The organism is Rhodococcus sp. DK176 (assembly GCF_038447315.2).
Lineage (GTDB): Bacteria > Actinomycetota > Actinomycetes > Mycobacteriales > Mycobacteriaceae > Rhodococcus_F > Rhodococcus_F jostii_A.
The window spans coordinates 4,185,910-4,202,028 of sequence record NZ_CP118321.2; the positions used below are offsets into that span (position 1 = coordinate 4,185,910).

General features: G+C 68.2%; 16 protein-coding genes. 10 read left to right on the forward strand and 6 right to left on the reverse strand.

What is annotated here, in order from left to right:
• Positions 1–90: 90 nt before the first annotated feature.
• Entirely contained in the window at positions 91–873 is a 783-nt protein-coding gene (locus PSR88_RS19800) for an IclR family transcriptional regulator (protein ID WP_016884571.1), read from the forward strand.
• A 242-nt stretch (positions 874–1,115) separates the two neighbouring features.
• Here PSR88_RS19800 and PSR88_RS19805 read toward each other — a convergent pair whose 3' ends face one another.
• The 4 genes from PSR88_RS19805 to PSR88_RS19820 form a co-directional block, all read right to left on the reverse strand.
• Positions 1,116–1,355, reverse strand: coding sequence for a DUF6400 family protein (locus PSR88_RS19805; protein WP_005237803.1), 240 nt, complete (start codon positions 1,353–1,355; stop codon positions 1,116–1,118).
• A gap of 166 nt (positions 1,356–1,521) precedes the next feature.
• Positions 1,522–2,076, reverse strand: coding sequence for a YceI family protein (locus tag PSR88_RS19810; protein ID WP_016884570.1), 555 nt, complete (start codon positions 2,074–2,076; stop codon positions 1,522–1,524).
• Positions 2,077–2,199: 123 nt separating this feature from the next.
• Positions 2,200–2,676 carry a carboxymuconolactone decarboxylase family protein gene (locus tag PSR88_RS19815; RefSeq protein WP_011596438.1) on the reverse strand — a complete coding sequence of 159 codons (477 nt, stop codon included), beginning with the start codon at positions 2,674–2,676 and terminating at the stop codon, positions 2,200–2,202.
• Positions 2,677–2,693: 17 nt separating this feature from the next.
• A complete protein-coding gene (locus PSR88_RS19820; RefSeq protein WP_029539717.1) occupies positions 2,694–3,155 on the reverse strand; it encodes a MarR family winged helix-turn-helix transcriptional regulator in 462 nt (153 codons plus the stop codon).
• A gap of 100 nt (positions 3,156–3,255) precedes the next feature.
• Here PSR88_RS19820 and PSR88_RS19825 point away from each other — a divergent pair, with 100 nt between their 5' ends.
• Both PSR88_RS19825 and PSR88_RS19830 read left to right on the forward strand, forming a co-directional pair.
• Complete coding sequence (locus PSR88_RS19825) at positions 3,256–3,765, forward strand: VOC family protein (protein WP_016884568.1); 510 nt, start codon at positions 3,256–3,258, stop codon at positions 3,763–3,765.
• 52 nt (positions 3,766–3,817) lie between these two features.
• Positions 3,818–4,606 carry a pirin family protein gene (locus PSR88_RS19830; RefSeq protein ID WP_016884567.1) on the forward strand — a complete coding sequence of 263 codons (789 nt, stop codon included), beginning with the start codon at positions 3,818–3,820 and terminating at the stop codon, positions 4,604–4,606.
• On the opposite strand, the gene PSR88_RS19835 is transcribed toward PSR88_RS19830, so the two are convergent.
• Both PSR88_RS19835 and PSR88_RS19840 read right to left on the reverse strand, forming a co-directional pair.
• A complete protein-coding gene (locus tag PSR88_RS19835) occupies positions 4,569–7,277 on the reverse strand; it encodes an alpha-L-rhamnosidase (RefSeq protein ID WP_016884566.1) in 2,709 nt (902 codons plus the stop codon). The two genes, PSR88_RS19830 and PSR88_RS19835, sit on opposite strands and share 38 nt — an antisense overlap.
• Entirely contained in the window at positions 7,274–8,557 is a 1,284-nt protein-coding gene (locus PSR88_RS19840; RefSeq protein WP_029539716.1) for an MFS transporter, read from the reverse strand. Before PSR88_RS19840 ends, PSR88_RS19835 begins: the two co-directional genes overlap by 4 nt.
• 143 nt (positions 8,558–8,700) lie before the next feature.
• Here PSR88_RS19840 and PSR88_RS19845 point away from each other — a divergent pair, with 143 nt between their 5' ends.
• The 7 genes from PSR88_RS19845 to PSR88_RS19875 all read left to right on the forward strand — a co-directional run bounded on the left by PSR88_RS19845 (position 8,701) and on the right by PSR88_RS19875 (position 16,119).
• Positions 8,701–9,375, forward strand: a complete 675-nt coding sequence (locus tag PSR88_RS19845; RefSeq protein WP_037197988.1) for a TetR/AcrR family transcriptional regulator — start codon at positions 8,701–8,703, stop codon at positions 9,373–9,375.
• Positions 9,376–9,447: 72 nt separating this feature from the next.
• The gene (locus PSR88_RS19850; protein ID WP_016884563.1) at positions 9,448–10,392 is read left to right on the forward strand and encodes an alpha/beta hydrolase; all 945 of its coding nucleotides are present in this window, start codon (positions 9,448–9,450) and stop codon (positions 10,390–10,392) included.
• Entirely contained in the window at positions 10,389–11,459 is a 1,071-nt protein-coding gene (locus PSR88_RS19855; protein WP_016884562.1) for a quercetin 2,3-dioxygenase, read from the forward strand. Before PSR88_RS19850 ends, PSR88_RS19855 begins: the two co-directional genes overlap by 4 nt.
• Before the next feature lie 51 nt (positions 11,460–11,510).
• Positions 11,511–12,188 carry a FadR/GntR family transcriptional regulator gene (locus PSR88_RS19860; protein ID WP_016884561.1) on the forward strand — a complete coding sequence of 226 codons (678 nt, stop codon included), beginning with the start codon at positions 11,511–11,513 and terminating at the stop codon, positions 12,186–12,188.
• Positions 12,189–12,323: 135 nt separating this feature from the next.
• Complete coding sequence (locus PSR88_RS19865; protein WP_020476865.1) at positions 12,324–13,601, forward strand: MFS transporter; 1,278 nt, start codon at positions 12,324–12,326, stop codon at positions 13,599–13,601.
• A gap of 41 nt (positions 13,602–13,642) precedes the next feature.
• Positions 13,643–14,488 carry a fumarylacetoacetate hydrolase family protein gene (locus PSR88_RS19870; protein WP_016884559.1) on the forward strand — a complete coding sequence of 282 codons (846 nt, stop codon included), beginning with the start codon at positions 13,643–13,645 and terminating at the stop codon, positions 14,486–14,488.
• Positions 14,485–16,119, forward strand: coding sequence for an FAD-dependent oxidoreductase (locus PSR88_RS19875; protein ID WP_016884558.1), 1,635 nt, complete (start codon positions 14,485–14,487; stop codon positions 16,117–16,119). Before PSR88_RS19870 ends, PSR88_RS19875 begins: the two co-directional genes overlap by 4 nt.

The following is a 16,119-nucleotide window of genomic DNA, read 5'->3' on the forward strand; positions in this document are numbered from 1 at the left end:
GCTGCATGCATTTCAAGTGGTTCGGGGACAGTGCTCGCGGTTTGGACGTCGCGCCGAAGAGCGTTCACTCAGTGAACGTATGCTGGGGTCATGGACGACGCGCAGCGGCCGCAGGTCATTCGGCGGGTGGGAGCCCTCTTCCGGGCCATCGCCGCCCTCGAATCGTCGGGAGCCTCGACGTCCGCCCTGGCGCGGGAGACGGGTCTCGCCCGCCCCACCGTGCATCGCCTCCTCGTCTCGCTGGCCGAGGAGGGGCTGGTGGACCGCGACCAGAAGTCGGGGAAATGGTCACTGGGACCCGAGCTGTATCTGCTCGGCTCGCTCGCGGCCAGCCGGTACGACATCACGGACCGCTCCCGCGACATCCTGCGCGATCTCGCACGCGAGACCGGCGAGAGTGTCTTCCTGTCCGCCCGCCGCGGCGACGAAACGGTCTGCATCGCGAGCGAGGAGGGCAGCTTCCCGCTGCGCTCCCACGTGCTGTACGTCGGCATCCGCCTACCGCTCGGGGTGGCGTCGGCGGGTCTGGTCATCTTGTCCCACCTGCCGGACCGCGACATCGACGACTACCTGTCGCGCGCCGACGTCACCGGCGAGTGGGGAACGCAGCACCGGCGGGACGAGATCGCCGAGCGCATCGCGGAGACACGCCTGAACGGGTACGCCGTCAACCCCGGACTGCTCGTGGAGGGCAGCTGGGGGATGGGCGCCGCCGTCTTCGACGCCCAGGGATCACCGGCCTGGGCGCTGAGCATCACGGGGGTGGAGAGCCGGTTCCGCGAGGAGCGCCGCCGCGAACTGGGAGAACTCCTCCTCCGCCAGGCGCACCGGCTCACCCAACTGCTCGCCGACAGGCCGCGGAGCCGGGGATGACCGAGCCGCGGGCCGGCGCCTACGCCGCCTTCCGCCGCCGCTGCGGTCGCCCGTGGCGGGTGTCGATACTCCACAGGTGGGTGCAGTCGGGGCACTGCAGATGGACGTTGGTTCCCTGATTGCTCAGCAGGTACTGCCAATGCCGGTCGCAATTGCGGCCGGACCCGCAGTCGTGGCAGTCCGAGCCGTGATCGCAGCCGGGGCAGGGCAACCAGGCGCGCCGGGAGAAGTCCGCGGTCGGATCAATCGGTAACACGGCCCACCGTCCGATCCGGGAGCACACCCGCCTGGACCAGCTCGTCGTAGATGCGCTGCTGCTCGGGGTCGAGACCGGAGTACAGCATGTCGTACGCCCGCTCCTCCTCCGCGAGTACGGCGACGGGGTCCCAATCCTCGCCGATCGCCTCGAGAACAGCGGTGCGCCGCCGCGCCTCGTCCAGCGTGAGGTCGAGCGCGAACGAGAGTTCGGAGTCGCTACCCATGTGGTCACCTTCGTTTCGCAGTCGCCTACATCGAAGGGGCCAGGGTCACTCGAGCCCGCCCAAGATCACAATGACCTGGATCACGTCGAGCGAAAGTGTTGCGTCGCATTAACAACGAAACACCCCGTCATCCGGGTGGATGACGGGGCGTGTGGTGCGGGTGGGGTCAGGCCTGCAGGCCGGCCTCGATCTCGAGGGTGATGGTGATCTTGTCGCCGACGACGGCTCCGCCGCCTTCGAGGGGCATGTCGATGGTGATGCCGAAGTCCTTGCGGTTGAGGACGGTGGTGGCTTCGAAGCCGGCGACCGGTCCGTTGCCCATGCCGGGGTTGACGCCGTTGAACTCGAGGGCGAGCTCGACGGGGCGGGTGACGCCGTGGAGGGTGAATTCGCCCTCGACCACGTAGTCGTCGCCCTTGGCGCGGACGGCGGTGGAGGTGAAGGTGGCGGTGGGGTACTGCTCGGCGTCGAAGAAGTCGGCGGACTTGATGTGGGCGTCGCGGTCGGTGTTCTTGGTGTCGATGGACGCGACCTGGATTTCGGCGGTGACGGCGGCGGTGCCGTCCTCGGCGACGGTGATCGCGCCGGTGAAGTCGTTGAAGGTGCCGCGGACCTTGCTGACCATCAGGTGGCGGACGGAGAAGCCGACGGTGGAGTGGACGGTGTCGATGGCCCAGGTTCCGGCGGTGAGGTCGGGCAGGGTGGCGGTGGCGGTGGTCATGTGAACTCCTTGGGCTGTGGAACGGTCACTCGAAATCGAGGTAATTGAATCTGCAACTACTACGTTAGGCCGATGTCGTTGCGAAGTCAACTAAATTCTGCGAAACGCTGGTGAACGGCGGTATTACTGCTTCGGCCGGACCGGATGGCGGCTGACGATGGAGATTCGGTTGAAGGCGTTCATGGTGACGGCGATCCAGCTCACCGTGGAGATCTCCGGGTCGGAGAGGAACTGCCGCGCGAACGCGTAATCGGCCTCCTGGGTATGCGCGTCCGGGAGGGTCGTGATCGATTCGGCCAGGGTCAGCGCCGCGACCTCCCGGTCGGAGAACAGGGTCGTCTCCCGCCAGGCGGGCAGAACCGCGAGTCGCTGCTGGGTCTCGCCGGCCGCGAGTACTGCGGCCACGTGAACGTCCAGGCAGTACGCGCAGCGGTTGATCTGGGAGACACGCACGTTGATCAACTCGACGAATCGCCGGTCCATCCCGACCTCGGTGGTCGCATGACGGACGGCCTTGGCGACGGCGATCTGCGCCTGATAGACGGCCGGACTCTGCTTGTCGATGTGGACGTACTCGTTCTCGGGTGCCGTGCTGCTCATGGCCGACCTTTCCGGGCTCAGGGGTTTTCCAGCAGGTGGGTGCGCATTTCGCTGAAGTCGTGACCGAGGATGCCGACGTCGCGGGGGCTGAGCAGGTCGAACATGTTGCGGCGCACCTCCGCGACATGTCCGGGGCTGGCGGCGGCGAGCTTCTCGGCCCCGGCGTCGGTCAGCTCGGCCAATGTTCCCCGCTTGTCGTCCTCGCATTCGACGCGGCGCACCCAGCCGGTGTCGACCAGCCGGCTGATCGCCCTGGTCACACCGCTGCGGGTGGTGGTGACCGCGTCGGCGAGTTCGCGCATCCGCAATTGCCGCTGCGGCGCCTCCGACAGCACGACGAGCAGTTCGAAGTCCGTGAACGAGATGCCGGCGTCGCGGGTGAGCTGCCGATCGAGCGCCTGCATGAGTAGGCGGGTGGCGTCCAGGTAGGCGCGCCAGGTGTTCTGTTCGTCGGCGCTGAGCCATCGGGTCGGTTCCACGGCACCAGCATAGCCCAAGTAGTTGACAGCGCAACGACTTGCTGTAATCTGAATTTAGTTGAAAGCGCAATCACTGCGCTCCGCGGAGAGGGGCAGGGCAATGGGCACCACAGACGAGCAGGAGCGTTCGCAGAGGTTCGCGGAGCAACGCGACCGGATCCGCGCCGAGCATCTGAAGCCGGTGGCGGCGAGGCCCGCGTCCTCGGCCCGCGGACTCCATCACACCGCGCTGATCAGCAGTGACGTCGAGCGCACCGTCCGGTTCTATCAAGACCTGCTCGAGTTTCCGCTCACCGAGCTGATCGAGAACCGGGACTACGCCGGTTCGTCGCACTTCTTCTTCGACATCGGCAACGGCAACCTGCTGGCGTTCTTCGACTTCCCCGGACTGGACGTCGGCCCGTACCAGGAGGTGCTCGGCGGACTCCACCACATCGCGATCAGCGTCGAACCCGACCGGTGGGAGCACCTGCGCACGAAATTGATCGACGCCGGCGTCGAACTCGTCGAACACAGTGAGGTGTCGATGTACTTCCGCGACCCCGACGGTGCCCGTCTCGAACTCATCGCCGACCCGCTCGGCGAAATGTACGGCTCACACGTTCTGTGAGAAGCCCGACTCTGAGAAACCTGGCTCTGAGAAACCTGGAAAGGATTCGCTCATGACTGCCGCCATCACCCCGCCCCGCTTCGACGTCCGCCGAGCCGACGACCGGTTCAAGACCGACGCCGGCTGGCTGGATTCCAAGCATTCGTTCTCGTTCAGCAACCACTACGACCCGGCCAACACCCATCACGGGGTGCTGATGGTCAACAACGACGACATCGTCATCCCGGGTCAGGGCTTCGACACCCACCCCCACCAGGACATGGAGATCGTCACCTGGGTGCTCCAGGGTTCACTGGTGCACCAGGATTCGATGGGACACTCCGGCGTCATCTACCCCGGACTGGCCCAGCGCATGAGCGCCGGAACCGGAATCCTGCACTCGGAGAAGAACGACTCCTGGCGACTGGACGGCGTCAGCGGTGAGCACGCCGACGAGCACACCGATCCGGTCCACTTCATCCAGATGTGGGTCGTGCCCGACGAAGCCGGCATCACACCCGGTTACGAGCAACTCGAGATCGACCACGAGTTGCTCGCCGGGGGACTGGTGCCCGTCGCATCGGGCATGCCGCACTACGCGGACCACTCGGCGATCCGGATCAAGAACAAGTACGCCGCGATGCACGTCGCACGTCTGCAGCCCGGGCAAGCGCCGATCACCCTGCCCGACGCCCCGTTCCTCCACGTGTTCGTCGCGCGCGGCGAAGCGTCGATGGAAGGCGTCGGCATCCTCGCCGAGGGTGACGCCGTCCGGCTCAGCGGTGGCGGCGGCCAACAGGTGACCACCGACACCGGCGCCGAGATCATCGTGTGGGAGATGCACGCGACGATCGCTGGGTGACGCGAGCCGCAGGGCAGGTGCGGGTGTAGGTCCCGGACCGGAGGAGTTCCGTGGTGTCGCCCAGTCGGAGTTCGCATTCGCTGCCCGACGGCACGGTCAGGCTCAGGGTGAACACGTCGTCGGCGATCGTCCAGCGCACCGCGATATTGCCGTAGGGGCTGCAGTGCTCGGCGTGGGCAGTATTGATGTCCCCGCCGGGTCGCGGATCGACGACGAATCGGCGATAGCCGACGGTGTGGGGGCCGGTGGTCTCGGCCGGGCGTAGGCCGGCGACGAACTGGTGGAGAAACGAGATGACCGCGCCCTTGGCGTAGTGATTCAGTGAGGCGGTGGCGCCGCCGTTCTCGTCGACTCCGTCCCATCGCTCCCAGATGGTGGTGGCGCCGCGGTCGATCATCTCCATCCAGGACGGATTGCCGGTGGACAGCAATACCCGGTAGGCGGTGTCGAGGTGCCCGTTGCGTGCGAGCGCGGGCAGCAGCATGCCGGTGGCCAGGAAACCGGTACCGAGGTGATAGTCGTTGTCGACGAGCAACTGTGCGAGTTCGTCGGCGAACCGCCGGCGACCTTCGGCCGGCACGAGGTCGAACTCCAGGGCGCGTACATAGTTCGCCTGGGTCGGGTGGGTCAGTGTGCCTTCGGGAGTGATGAATTCGCGTTGCCAGGCGCGAACGGCTCCCGCGGCGATCGCGGCATAACGGCACTCGTCCCAGTCGCGGCCGAGTACTCCGGCGATCTGCGCGAGCAGTTCGGCCGACCGCGCGAGGTACGCGGTGGCGACCACACTGTGATCGCGGGCGGGATCGGGGGCGGGAATCTTGTCGGGTTCGAGCCATTCACCCCAATGAAAACCGGTGTCCCACAAATATTCTTCGTGAGCGTCCGGTATGGGCCGCGCCCGCGCGCGGTCGGGATGGCGGCGGTCCCGGGCCGCGCCGGCGGCCCGCTCGACCCACCGCGCCATGGAATCATACTGGCGTTCCAGGACTTCGACGTCACCGTACAGTCGCCACAGCTGCCAGGGGACGATGACGGCGGCGTCGCCCCATCCGGCTGAGCCGTTGGCGATGTCGGCGAAATGGTTCCCCGACGGCTGATTGCCTGCCGGGTTGGGCACGATGTTGGGAACCGTGCCGTCCGGCCACTGGTCGGCGGCGAGATCGCGCAGCCACTTGTCGCTGAAACCAGCGACATCGTGTGTGAAGGCGGCTGTTTCGACGTACACCTGCCAGTCGCCGGTGAAGCCCGACCGCTCGCGCTGGGGACAATCGGTGGGGACGTCACAGGCGTTGCCGCGGAAACTCCACACCGCGGCGGCGTGGAGTTTCCCGAGACGATCGTTGTCGCATCCGAAACTCCCCACCTGTTCCAGGTCGGTGTGCACGACGGCGGCGGTGACCGAGCCGGGTCCCGGTTTGGTCGCGAGACCGTCGAACTGGACGTAGCGGAATCCGTGCGTGGTGTGGCGCGGCTCGAATGCCTCGCCGGCGCGCCCGGACGACACGACGTGGTCGACCTGACCGGCCGGCAAACCGGTGCCGGTGGCGAACTCGAAGGCGCGCAGGTGATCCGTGTCGACGCTCCCGTCGGCGGCCAGGGACTCACCGTGGGTGAGGGTCGCGTGCGTCCCGGCCGGGCCGAGGTCGGCCGCGGTCACCCATCCGTTGACGTTCTGCCCGAAATCCACGACGTACGTTCCCGGTCGAGGCTCGGTGACGGCCACCGCCGCCAGGGTTTCGATCCGGCGCACCGGGGGCGCCACGCCGGTCGTCAACCGGGAACGATCGTCGTAGAGTCCACCACGAGCGACCACCGCGGGGTGGCGTACCTCCCCGGCGGGCACCCGCCGCAGATCCACCCGCTGGCCGTCCATCAGGTCGGCGGCGTCGATCTCGCTCGGTGTGCTGGTCCAGCCGTCGCCGGTGCCGAAGCGTTCCGACGTTCCGTCCGCATACCGGACGTGCAGTTCCGCGAGCGCGGCAACCCGATCACCGAAACCGTCGCCGTGGCGTTCGAACCCGTGCCGTCCACGGAACCACCCGTCGCTCAGCAGGATTCCCAGGTCGTTGTGTTCCGGGTGCAGTAGGTCGGTGACGTCGAAGTGCTGCACCTGCAGGTGTGCCCGGTAGGAGGTGAAGCCGGGGGTCAGCTCGTGATCACCGACCCGGACATCGTTGACGAAGAACTCGTAGATGCCGTGAGCGGTCGCGAACAGCGAGGCGTGGGCGATCTCCGCCCGCGGTCGCCAGGACGCGCGTAACCGGTATGCGGGACGGTGACCGAGCGGGGGAACGTCCGGCTCGTACGGTTCGATCCAGTCGGCCGTGAGGTCGCCGCCGTGCAGGAGGCCGGTGACCCACGTCGCGGGCTCGGACCAGTCGCTCGGTCCGAGATCCGTCCAGCACCGCACCTGCCAGGTGCGTACCTCGCCTGAGGTCGGCGCCGGATGCGTTGCCGTCCAGGGTCGTACGAGGACGTGGTTGCGACCTTCGATGATCTCGGTGGTGAACAGGGTGCTCGACGTGCGGTCGAAGGCGCCCGCGACCCGGACCTGGTAGGCCTGTTGACCTGTGCTTCCGGTGGGCAGCCGCCAGGACAGTCGTGGGTGGGTCGTGCCGCAGGGTTCGCCGGGCCGCAGGTGTTCGAGACGCAGGTGTGTCGGTGTCGTCATCGGATCGACCGCACGAAGAGAACGGCTGCCCCGGCGACGGCGGCGCAGGCGGCCAGGATGCAGAACAGAAGCGCATAGTTGTTGCCGGTGAGCGGGAGGAGCACGGCCCCGATGAGCGGGACGATTGCGTAGGGGAGTGTGGCCGCCACCTGGTACACGCTCATCGCCTTGGCCGTCTGCCGGACGTCGGGCACGACCGCGGCGGCGATCGCGATGTCGACCGTGAGGTAGCAGGCCTGACCGATCGTGAAGGCGACGAACGCCAGCAGGAACCCGCTGACGTGCGGGTTCACGGCCAGGTACACGAGCGCACCGCCGGTGAGGAACGACGCGACGGCGACGAAGGCCTTGCGCCGGCCCAGCTTGTCGGAGAGGAATCCGGCGAGCAGGAACGACACGATCGAGATGGGCGTGGTGACGGCTGTGGCGTGGGCGTATTCGGCGGCCGCGTCCGTGATGCTCAGCCCGGCCGCGTCGACCAGGAAGTAGGTCGCGTAGGTGGTGAGCCCGACCATCGCGAGCCCGAACAGAAACCGGCTGATCCAGTTGAGCGCGAAGTCCGCGTGCCGGATCGGGTTGATCCAATAGCTCGACGCGAACTCGCGAAAGCTGTAGGGCTGCAGCGTGGCCGGGTCCACACCCGAGTCGGCACCTCGGATGACCACGGCGACAACCGCCAGGCACACGACGGCGGCGATACCGGGGATGATCATCATCGGCACCGGGTGGTCGGCAAGGCGACTCCCGAGAGTGACGCCGGCGAGGACGGCGAACGCCGTGACGAAGCCGATCATGCCCGACAGCCGGGCGCGCAGATGGTCGGGGACGAAGTCGGGGATGAGCGCGACGAACCCGGCCAGCGCCGCGGAGTAACCCAATTGGGCGAGTGCCCAGCCCGCGGCGATCGCAGCGACGTTCGTTGCCAGCGCGATCACGGTGAGACCGGCCAACGCGACGAGAGCACCGCCGATCAGCCACGGGGTGCGTCGGCCGAGCCGGCTGGTCGTGCGATCGGACAGGGAGCCGAACAGCGGTATCGAGGCGAGCGCGACGAGGGCGCCGATCACCACGACCGTCGACAGCCCGAGCGTCTTGCCTTCGGCGTCCACGCCGAAGATGCGGATCGACAGCGTGATGATGGTCGGGGTCAGGCTGCCGAAGTACACCCCGAATGCGCCGACGACCATGGCTGGGACGACGTAGCGGGGACTTGGCGCGGTGACCGCGGAGGGGTGGCCGAGGTGTGCCGGGGACGGGTGTGTGGAGCGAACGGTAGCCATCGGCGTTCCGCCTTCCGTGAAGTGAAGATCCGCGCGGCGAGGTGGTGCGCAGCGGACGTCGCAATGTGATGCACAGCACCGTACACGAAAACCGGGTTCATCCGGTTTTCAATTCGAGAATTGTGCTGTCGTATCGTGGCGACATGGGAAAACGGGCGCGTGGCAGCTACTCGGTGGGCATCGAGCGGCGCACGCGAATCGTGGAGGCCGCCGCGGGGCGATTCTCGGCGGACGGGTACCACGCGACCACCATGACCAGCATTGCCGCCGACGCGGGGATCAGCGACAGCGGTCTGCTGCACCACTTTCCGACGAAGAAGCACCTGCTTCTGGCCGTTGCGCAGTACCGCCTCGACACGTCGGCGGAGTGGTGGGACACCCTCCCGGCCGAGGCGTCGGGTCTGGCGACTCTGGATGCGATGGTCGACGCGGCCCGGCGACTCGTCGGACAGCCGGGTCTCATCGAACTGTTCGTGCTGGTGAGCGCGGAGGCGGCCGATCCGAGCAGTCCCGCTCACACCGTCTTCGCGCAGCGCTACGACGGCGCCGTCGAGGCCCTCGCGGATCGCCTGCGTCAGGGGGTGCACCGAGACGGGCTGCCGGCTTCGCTGGATTACCCGGCGCTCGCGCGCGAATGCATTGCGGTGAGCGACGGCCTTCAGTTGCAGTGGGTGCTCAGCGACGGGGCCGTCGACATCGTCGAGGGTGTCCGCGGACATGCCGCCCGGTTGACCGCCGCGCTCACCGGCGCGGCAGAGGGAGAATCCGGGTCTTCCGTTCCGGTTGCCGAAGCTGTTACTGTGCCCGACAGACAGTGATCTAAGGAAGGGCCTTACAACCGCGCGAGCGGCGACCCAGGCCCGGGTCCTGCATCGAAGGAGTTCAGTCCCTTGGACACGGCTTCGACCGTCGTCCGCCGATCCACCGTCGAGTACGCCCCCGATCTGCTACTCGATCTCGTCCGTCCCGCCGAAGCAGAGCATCCCTTGCCTGCGATAGTGTGGATTCACGGAGGTGGTTGGCGGCTTCAAGACCGCACTGCATGCCCAGATCTGGTGCAACACTTCGCACAGCACGGCTATGTCATGGTCAGCATCGACTACCGGCTCGCGCCCGGAACCTGCCACCCCGGCCAGCTCTTCGACGTCCGGCGGGCGGTGCGCTGGCTCCGTGCCAACGCCGCCGACCACGGCATCGACCCCGACCGGATCGGTGTGTGGGGCTCGTCCGCCGGTGGGCACCTCGCGGCATTGACCGGAGTGCACTCGGGCACAACACGATTGCCCGGTGAAGAACCCGCGACCGTCGACAGCTCGGTCCAGGCCGTCGTCGACGGTTACGGGCCCGCCGACCTACCCGGCCTCGTCGACCTCTCCGCGGAACGGACACCGGGGGAGGATCATTCCCCGGAGGCTTCGTTGCTCGGCGGCGCGATCCGCGACCGGCTGGACGCCGCGAGATCCGCGAGCCCCGCACTGCAGGTGGCGCCCGGGGCACCGCCGTTTCTGGTCATGCACGGGCTCGGCGACAACCTGGTGCCGTTCACGCAGAGCGTCGCGTTGTACGACGCGCTCGTCGCTCGCGGCAACGACGCCGTTCTCTACCTGATCGAGGGATTCGGGCACGGGTTCTTCAACCCGGGCCACGTCCTCGAACTCGGCCCCGACCAGACCCTCGACCAAGGCCGTCTCGAACGAGATCCGCAGGCGCCCGCCTCGACTCGCGCGGTGAGCGACGTCGGTCGCGCGCTGACCGAGAGGTACCCCTCCGCCTCGTTCGCCGCGGTCGAAGCCTTCTTCTCGCACACACTGAAACCAGGTACCGGCACACCATGACTACTTTCGACATTCCCGTCCTCGACGAGATCCGCGCTGCCGCTCCGCAACTCGATGCCCTCCCCGGCCGCTGCGTGCCCTACGCCATGGCCGCCGGTGAAGGCGAGCGCCACGAACTCGGCGGGCAACTGATCACCGTCGTCGCCCGGCCGGAAGACACCGGCGGGCAATTCGGTGCCGCATATGTGTACGGCGGCAAGGGAACCGAGACGCCGTTTCTCGCCCACGATCGCGAGCACCGCTTCCTGTACGTCACCGACGGACGGCTGCAGATCTGGTTGCCGGGCGAATCGCACCTGCTCGTGCCCGGTGACTCGGTCACCGTCCCGGCCGGGACGCCGTACGCCTACCGCATGCTCGCGCACCGGACGCGGTTCCTGAGCTGGCTCACCGTCGGCGACGGGCACCGGTGGTCGCAAGCCACCGGGCAGGCCACCCCATCACACGTCTTCGACGCCGAGGCTGCGCCGATGTCGGACGCGCGGCAATCCGAACTCGCGGACCGGTTCGGTGTCCGGGTCCACGATCTCGAGAAGACGGACCTGCCTGCGGTGACCGGCACGTCCTTGCCCGCCGCGGAGTCCCCCTACGTGCTGCAGGCGGGCGAAGGCGACCGCTGGGCGAGTCTCGACCAGCTGAACACCTACCTCGCACGGCCGCGGAACACCGGCGGAACGTATTTCGCGATGCACACCATGGGCGGCAAGAGTGCGTACATTCCCCGCCACTTCCACCGCGAGCACACCGAGAACTTCTTCTGCATCGAGGGTCGAATTCTCCTGCACGCCAACGGCCGGGAGATCATGCTGACCAAGGGTGATTTCCTCCATGCGCCTGCCGGAACGATCCACAGTTTCGCGTTCGACAGCCACGACACGCAGATGCTCGGCCTGCTGACCACGGGCGTGTTCGAGAAGTTCTTCGAGTACATGAACGTCCCGACGGACGCGCACGTCCACACCGAGGGCGGCGACATGCAGTTCCCGGCCGAAGGGTTCGCGCGGGCGCGTGCGGAGCTGGACCTCGAGGTCGTCGGGCCGCCGCCGGCGCGCGGCGACGGACGGTGAGCCCCGCCCGCTGCGCACACCGCCGGAGGGGCTGAGCTCTACACTCGTGCCATGGCGATCCAGAGCACCGTCACCCGGGCAGAGTCCCTGGTCGCCCACATCCAGGACCGGATCGCCGCGGGTGAACTCGCGCCCGGTGATCGGGTGGGCACCCGTAAGGAACTCCAGGCGGAGTCGGGGATGGCCCGCGGAACGGTCATCGAGGCCGTCCGGCTCCTGCAGGATCGGGGGGTCATCACCGTCCGGCCCGGGCCCGGCGGTGGCCTGTTCGTCGCCGAACCGTCCTCGGTGGTCCGGCTCGGCCGCACCCTGCTGACCGTCGAGGGCGACGCGGCGGGAGTCGCCGACGCCATCGCCGTCCGGGAAGAACTGGAACCCCTCGTGACGGAGCTGGCCGCCCGGAACCGGACCGATGCCGACGTCGCCGACCTGCGGCAGGTGATGACCGTCCTCGCGGATTCGGCCGGCGACCCCGAGGCGTTCATCCGTGCCGTGTGGGATCTGCACCGCCGGATCGTGGCGATCGGCCCCAACCAGGTGTTGCGCGAAACCTATCTGAGCCTGGAAACCTACGTGGAGCAGCACGCGACGCGCGCGAGCCGCGAACGAAGCGCCAGCAACAGCGAGTACTTCGCGCGACGGATCGACGTGCACCGTGCGCTGGTCGATGCCATCGAGTCCGGCGACGCGGCCCGGGCCCGCGCGGCCGCTCAGGCGCACGCTCACTGAGCGATCACTTCTCGCAGTCTTTCTCGATTCCCGTGCTTGACAGGGGGCAGTGGCCTGTGGCTACCATCACACATAACGGTTATAACCGTTTATCGGAGGAGTTGATCCTCCCCCCACTGACCAGGAGTGTTCCGCATGAATTTCTCCACGTCCTCGCCCGGCGGCCGCGGCAGAGTGCTCGTGCCCGTCCTCTGCTGGGCTGCCCTTCTCAGCGACGGATACGACCTGTTCGTCTACGGCGCCACCCTGCCCGCCCTGATCGGGCACGCCCCGTGGTTCATTACGGCGGGGGCAGCAGGCACCGTGGGCAGCGCCGCCCTGGTCGGAGTCCTCATCGGCTCGCTGACGGCCGGGACGCTCACCGACATCCTGGGCCGTCGCCGCCTGTTCCTCGCGTGCCTGACGCTCTTCTCGACGGCAACCCTGGTCACCGCGATCGCCCCGACCTTCGAGATCTTCGCCGCCACCCGGTTGGTGGCCGGCCTGGGGATCGGCGGGTTGATGCCCACCGCCATCGCGATGGCGGCGGAGTTCGCGTCCCCGGCCTACCGGTCCCGGATTCTCGGCATGGTGCTCACCGGACCGGCGTTCGGCGGCGTTTTCGCATCGACGGCGTCCCTGGTGCTGCTCGAGGAGTTCGGTTTCCGTCCGGTCTACGCACTCGGTGCGGTTCCGCTGATCACGTTGCTGCCGTTGGCGTTCGCGTTTCTGCCGGAGTCGCGGGCGTTCGTCGCCGAACGATCCTCCGAGGACCGGGCGTCGAAGTCGCCGGTCGCCAAACTCTTCGGTGACGGGATGGGGCGGGCCACGGTCGGCATCTGGTTCGTCGCGATCTGCAGCATGCTCACCATGTTCGGGGTGACCACCTGGCTGCCGCAGATCATGCGCAATGCCGGTTACCCGATCGGTTCGGCGGTGACGTTCCTGCTCGTCTACAGCGCCGGCGCCATCGTCGGGACGCTGCTCGCCTCCGTGCTGGCCGAACGGTTCGGGTCCAAGCCGCTGGTCCTGACCGGGTTCTCCACGGCCGCAGTCTCTCTCGCGCTGCTGGGCACGCACCCGCCGACCGCCGTCCTGATGCTGCTGGTGGCGCTGGCCGGATTCGGCGGCCTCGGCACCCAGAACATGCTCAACGATCACATCGCGACGTTCTACCCGGCCCGGTTCAGGGCAACCGGGCTCGGGTGGGCGCTCGGAATCGGACGGGCAGGCGCGATCGCGGGCCCCACGTACGGCGCGTTCTTCGTCGCCGGTGGCGGTGCCGTCATCGTCAGCTCACTGGCGTTCGCCGTGCCCGCGCTGATCGGCGGCGTCGTGATGGCGACCCTCCCACGACGCCCCCGCGCCACCCCCGCCGCCGCGAACAACCATTTCGAAGCAACCACCGCGCGCAGCACCGAAGTTTCCCGCTAGAACTCGTCACCGAACGGTGGCGGACGAAAAGGATGAAATAGATGAAGATTGTCGGCTACCGCAAGAAGGATCAGGACGCCGTGACCGTGGGTGTCCTCCGCGACGGCTTCGTTCGACCGCTCGCCTCGCTCGAGGAGTTCTGGCGCGACGCCGTCGGCTGGGTGGCACGAGCGGAACACCTCGAATCGCCGGAGATCGACGTCACGCTCGTGAGCGTGGTGCCGCCGGTGCCCGACTCCGCCCGCGTCATCTGCGTCGGCCTCAACTACAAGGCCCACGCCGCCGAGGGCGGCTTCACCCCGCCGCCCTACCCCACGTTGTTCGGGCGGTGGACCCCGTCGCTGAGCGTCGACGGAGCCCCGACGCCGGTGCCGGCCAACGAGGCGGGCCTCGACTGGGAGGGTGAGGTGGCCGCGTTCATCGGCACCCGGCTCGAAAGCGTCGACGCGGCCACCGGCCAGGCCGGGGTGCTCGGCTACGCCTGCTTCAACGACCTCACCGCCCGCAAGGCGCAGAAGCTGACCGCGCAATGGACACTCGGCAAGAACGGCGACCGGTCCGGCCCCCTCGGACCGCTGGTTCCCGCCGGTGAGGTCGGGGATCTGTCCGACGGTCTGCGGGTGCAGACCCGAGTCAACGGAACGGTCGTGCAGGACGGCAACACCCGGGACCTGATCTTCTCGGTCGGCGAGATCATCGCCCTCGTCAGCGAGACGTTCACCCTGCACCCCGGCGACATCATCGCCACCGGCACCCCGGAGGGCGTCGGCTACGTGCGGAACCCACCATGGCTGCTCGGGCCCGGCGATATCGTCGAGGTGGAGATCGACAAGCTCGGCGTCCTGCGGACCCCGATCGTCGATGCCAGCGGAAGGAAGGGCGCATGACCGACGTCGCGTCCGGTGTCGACCGGATACCGGTACTGATCGTCGGCGGCGGGCCGTCCGGGCTCGCGGCCGCGCTCGAGCTGGCCCACCACGGGGTGGCAAGCCTGGTCGTCGAACCGAGGGTCGACGTCGACTCCGAACGCCCGCGCGCCAAGACCACCAACGCCCGCACCATGACGCACCTGCGGCGGTGGGGACTGGCCGACGAGGTGCGTGCCGCGTCGCCTCTTCCCGTCGAGTGGGCGCAGGACATCGTGTTCTGCTCGACTCTGCTGGGCCACGAGATCACCCGGTTCGAGAACGGCTTCCAGCTCGACGTCGCCACCCCGACGCTGGCGCCCGAACGCGGCCAGCAGGCACCACAACCTGTCGTGGAAACCGTGCTTCGGGAGGTGTTGCAGCGCAGCGAATTCGCCACCCTGCAACTCGGGGCGCGGGTCACGTCGCTCGAGGAACTCGCCGACGGCACCGTCCGTGCCACGGTGGAGGGTCCGGGGCAGACCCGAACGGTCGTGGCGGACTACGTCCTCGGGTGCGACGGCGGCGCGAGCATCGTGCGCGAGTCCATCGGCGCCCGGTTCGAGGGCACGTCGGGCGAGCGCCCCAACCTCAGCATCCTGTTCCGTGCGCCGGGCCTCGCCGAGCGGGTGCCGTTCGACGGGGCCGTCCACCACTGGGTGATGGCACCCGGGGCGGCGGGCATAGTGGGCCGGCTCGACCTATCGGACACCTGGTGGGCGATCGTGCAGGGCGTCGACGTCCGGGACGAGGAGGTCGACGCCACCGCGCTCGTGCACAGCCTCATCGGAGAGCCGGTCCCGGTCGAGATCATCGCCACCGACCCGTGGGTGGCACGAATGTTGCTGTCCGACAGCTACCGCAAGGGTCGGGTGTTCCTCGTCGGCGACGCCGCGCATCTCAATCCGCCGTGGGGCGGGCACGGGTACAACACGTGCATCGGTGACGCCGTCAACATCGCGTGGAAGCTCGCGGCGACGCTGCGCGGCTGGGCCGGGCCGCAACTGCTCGACAGTTACGAAGCCGAACGCCGGCCCGTCGCCGCCCGCACCATCGCCGAAGCCGGAGCGCAGGAAAAGGCTCTGGCGCACCACTTCTCCACTGTCGAGATCGGTCAGTACGGCCCCGCGGCAGACGAGGCGCGCCGCCGCACTGCAGAGGCGCTCGCCGTGAAGAAGAGCGAATTCCACTCGCTCGGACTCGTTCTCGGCTACGCCTACACCGACTCACCCGTCATCGTGCCCGACGGTTCGACGCCGCCGGCGGAAGATCCCGTCGAGTACGTGCCCACCTCGTGCCCCGGAGCGCTACTGCCGCACGCGTGGTTGGGCGACGGCCGTTCGCTCTACGACGCGCTCGGCCCGGAGTACACCCTCGTCGTGCTGGACGACGTGGGATCCTCGCGGCGCACCGCCGAACTCGACGCGCTGACGGCGAAGGCCGCGGAACTCGGCGTCCCTCTGACGGTGCTGCGGCTGTCCGGCACCGGTGGATCTCTGGGCAGTCTCCTCGGCGCCCCCTTCGTCCTCGTCCGACCCGACCAGCACGTGGCGTGGCGGGGCGGCGACCTCGCGGGCGCCGAGAAGGCGATCGACCTCGCGGCAGGATGGTGA

Bases quoted from the DNA above. Each gene is read 5' to 3' on its own strand.
- PSR88_RS19815 (WP_011596438.1), bottom strand. From the start codon at position 2,676: ATGAGCAGCACGGCACCCGAGAACGAGTACGTCCACATCGACAAGCAG.
- PSR88_RS19830 (WP_016884567.1), top strand. From the start codon at position 3,818: ATGACTGCCGCCATCACCCCGCCCCGCTTCGACGTCCGCCGAGCCGAC.
- PSR88_RS19865 (WP_020476865.1), top strand. From the start codon at position 12,324: ATGAATTTCTCCACGTCCTCGCCCGGCGGCCGCGGCAGAGTGCTCGTG.
- PSR88_RS19835 (WP_016884566.1), bottom strand. From the start codon at position 7,277: ATGACGACACCGACACACCTGCGTCTCGAACACCTGCGGCCCGGCGAA.
- PSR88_RS19825 (WP_016884568.1), top strand. From the start codon at position 3,256: ATGGGCACCACAGACGAGCAGGAGCGTTCGCAGAGGTTCGCGGAGCAA.
- PSR88_RS19875 (WP_016884558.1), top strand. From the start codon at position 14,485: ATGACCGACGTCGCGTCCGGTGTCGACCGGATACCGGTACTGATCGTC.
- PSR88_RS19810 (WP_016884570.1), bottom strand. From the start codon at position 2,076: ATGACCACCGCCACCGCCACCCTGCCCGACCTCACCGCCGGAACCTGG.
- PSR88_RS19800 (WP_016884571.1), top strand. From the start codon at position 91: ATGGACGACGCGCAGCGGCCGCAGGTCATTCGGCGGGTGGGAGCCCTC.
- PSR88_RS19855 (WP_016884562.1), top strand. From the start codon at position 10,389: ATGACTACTTTCGACATTCCCGTCCTCGACGAGATCCGCGCTGCCGCT.
- PSR88_RS19845 (WP_037197988.1), top strand. From the start codon at position 8,701: ATGGGAAAACGGGCGCGTGGCAGCTACTCGGTGGGCATCGAGCGGCGC.
- PSR88_RS19805 (WP_005237803.1), bottom strand. From the start codon at position 1,355: ATGGGTAGCGACTCCGAACTCTCGTTCGCGCTCGACCTCACGCTGGAC.
- PSR88_RS19840 (WP_029539716.1), bottom strand. From the start codon at position 8,557: ATGGCTACCGTTCGCTCCACACACCCGTCCCCGGCACACCTCGGCCAC.
- PSR88_RS19860 (WP_016884561.1), top strand. From the start codon at position 11,511: ATGGCGATCCAGAGCACCGTCACCCGGGCAGAGTCCCTGGTCGCCCAC.
- PSR88_RS19870 (WP_016884559.1), top strand. From the start codon at position 13,643: ATGAAGATTGTCGGCTACCGCAAGAAGGATCAGGACGCCGTGACCGTG.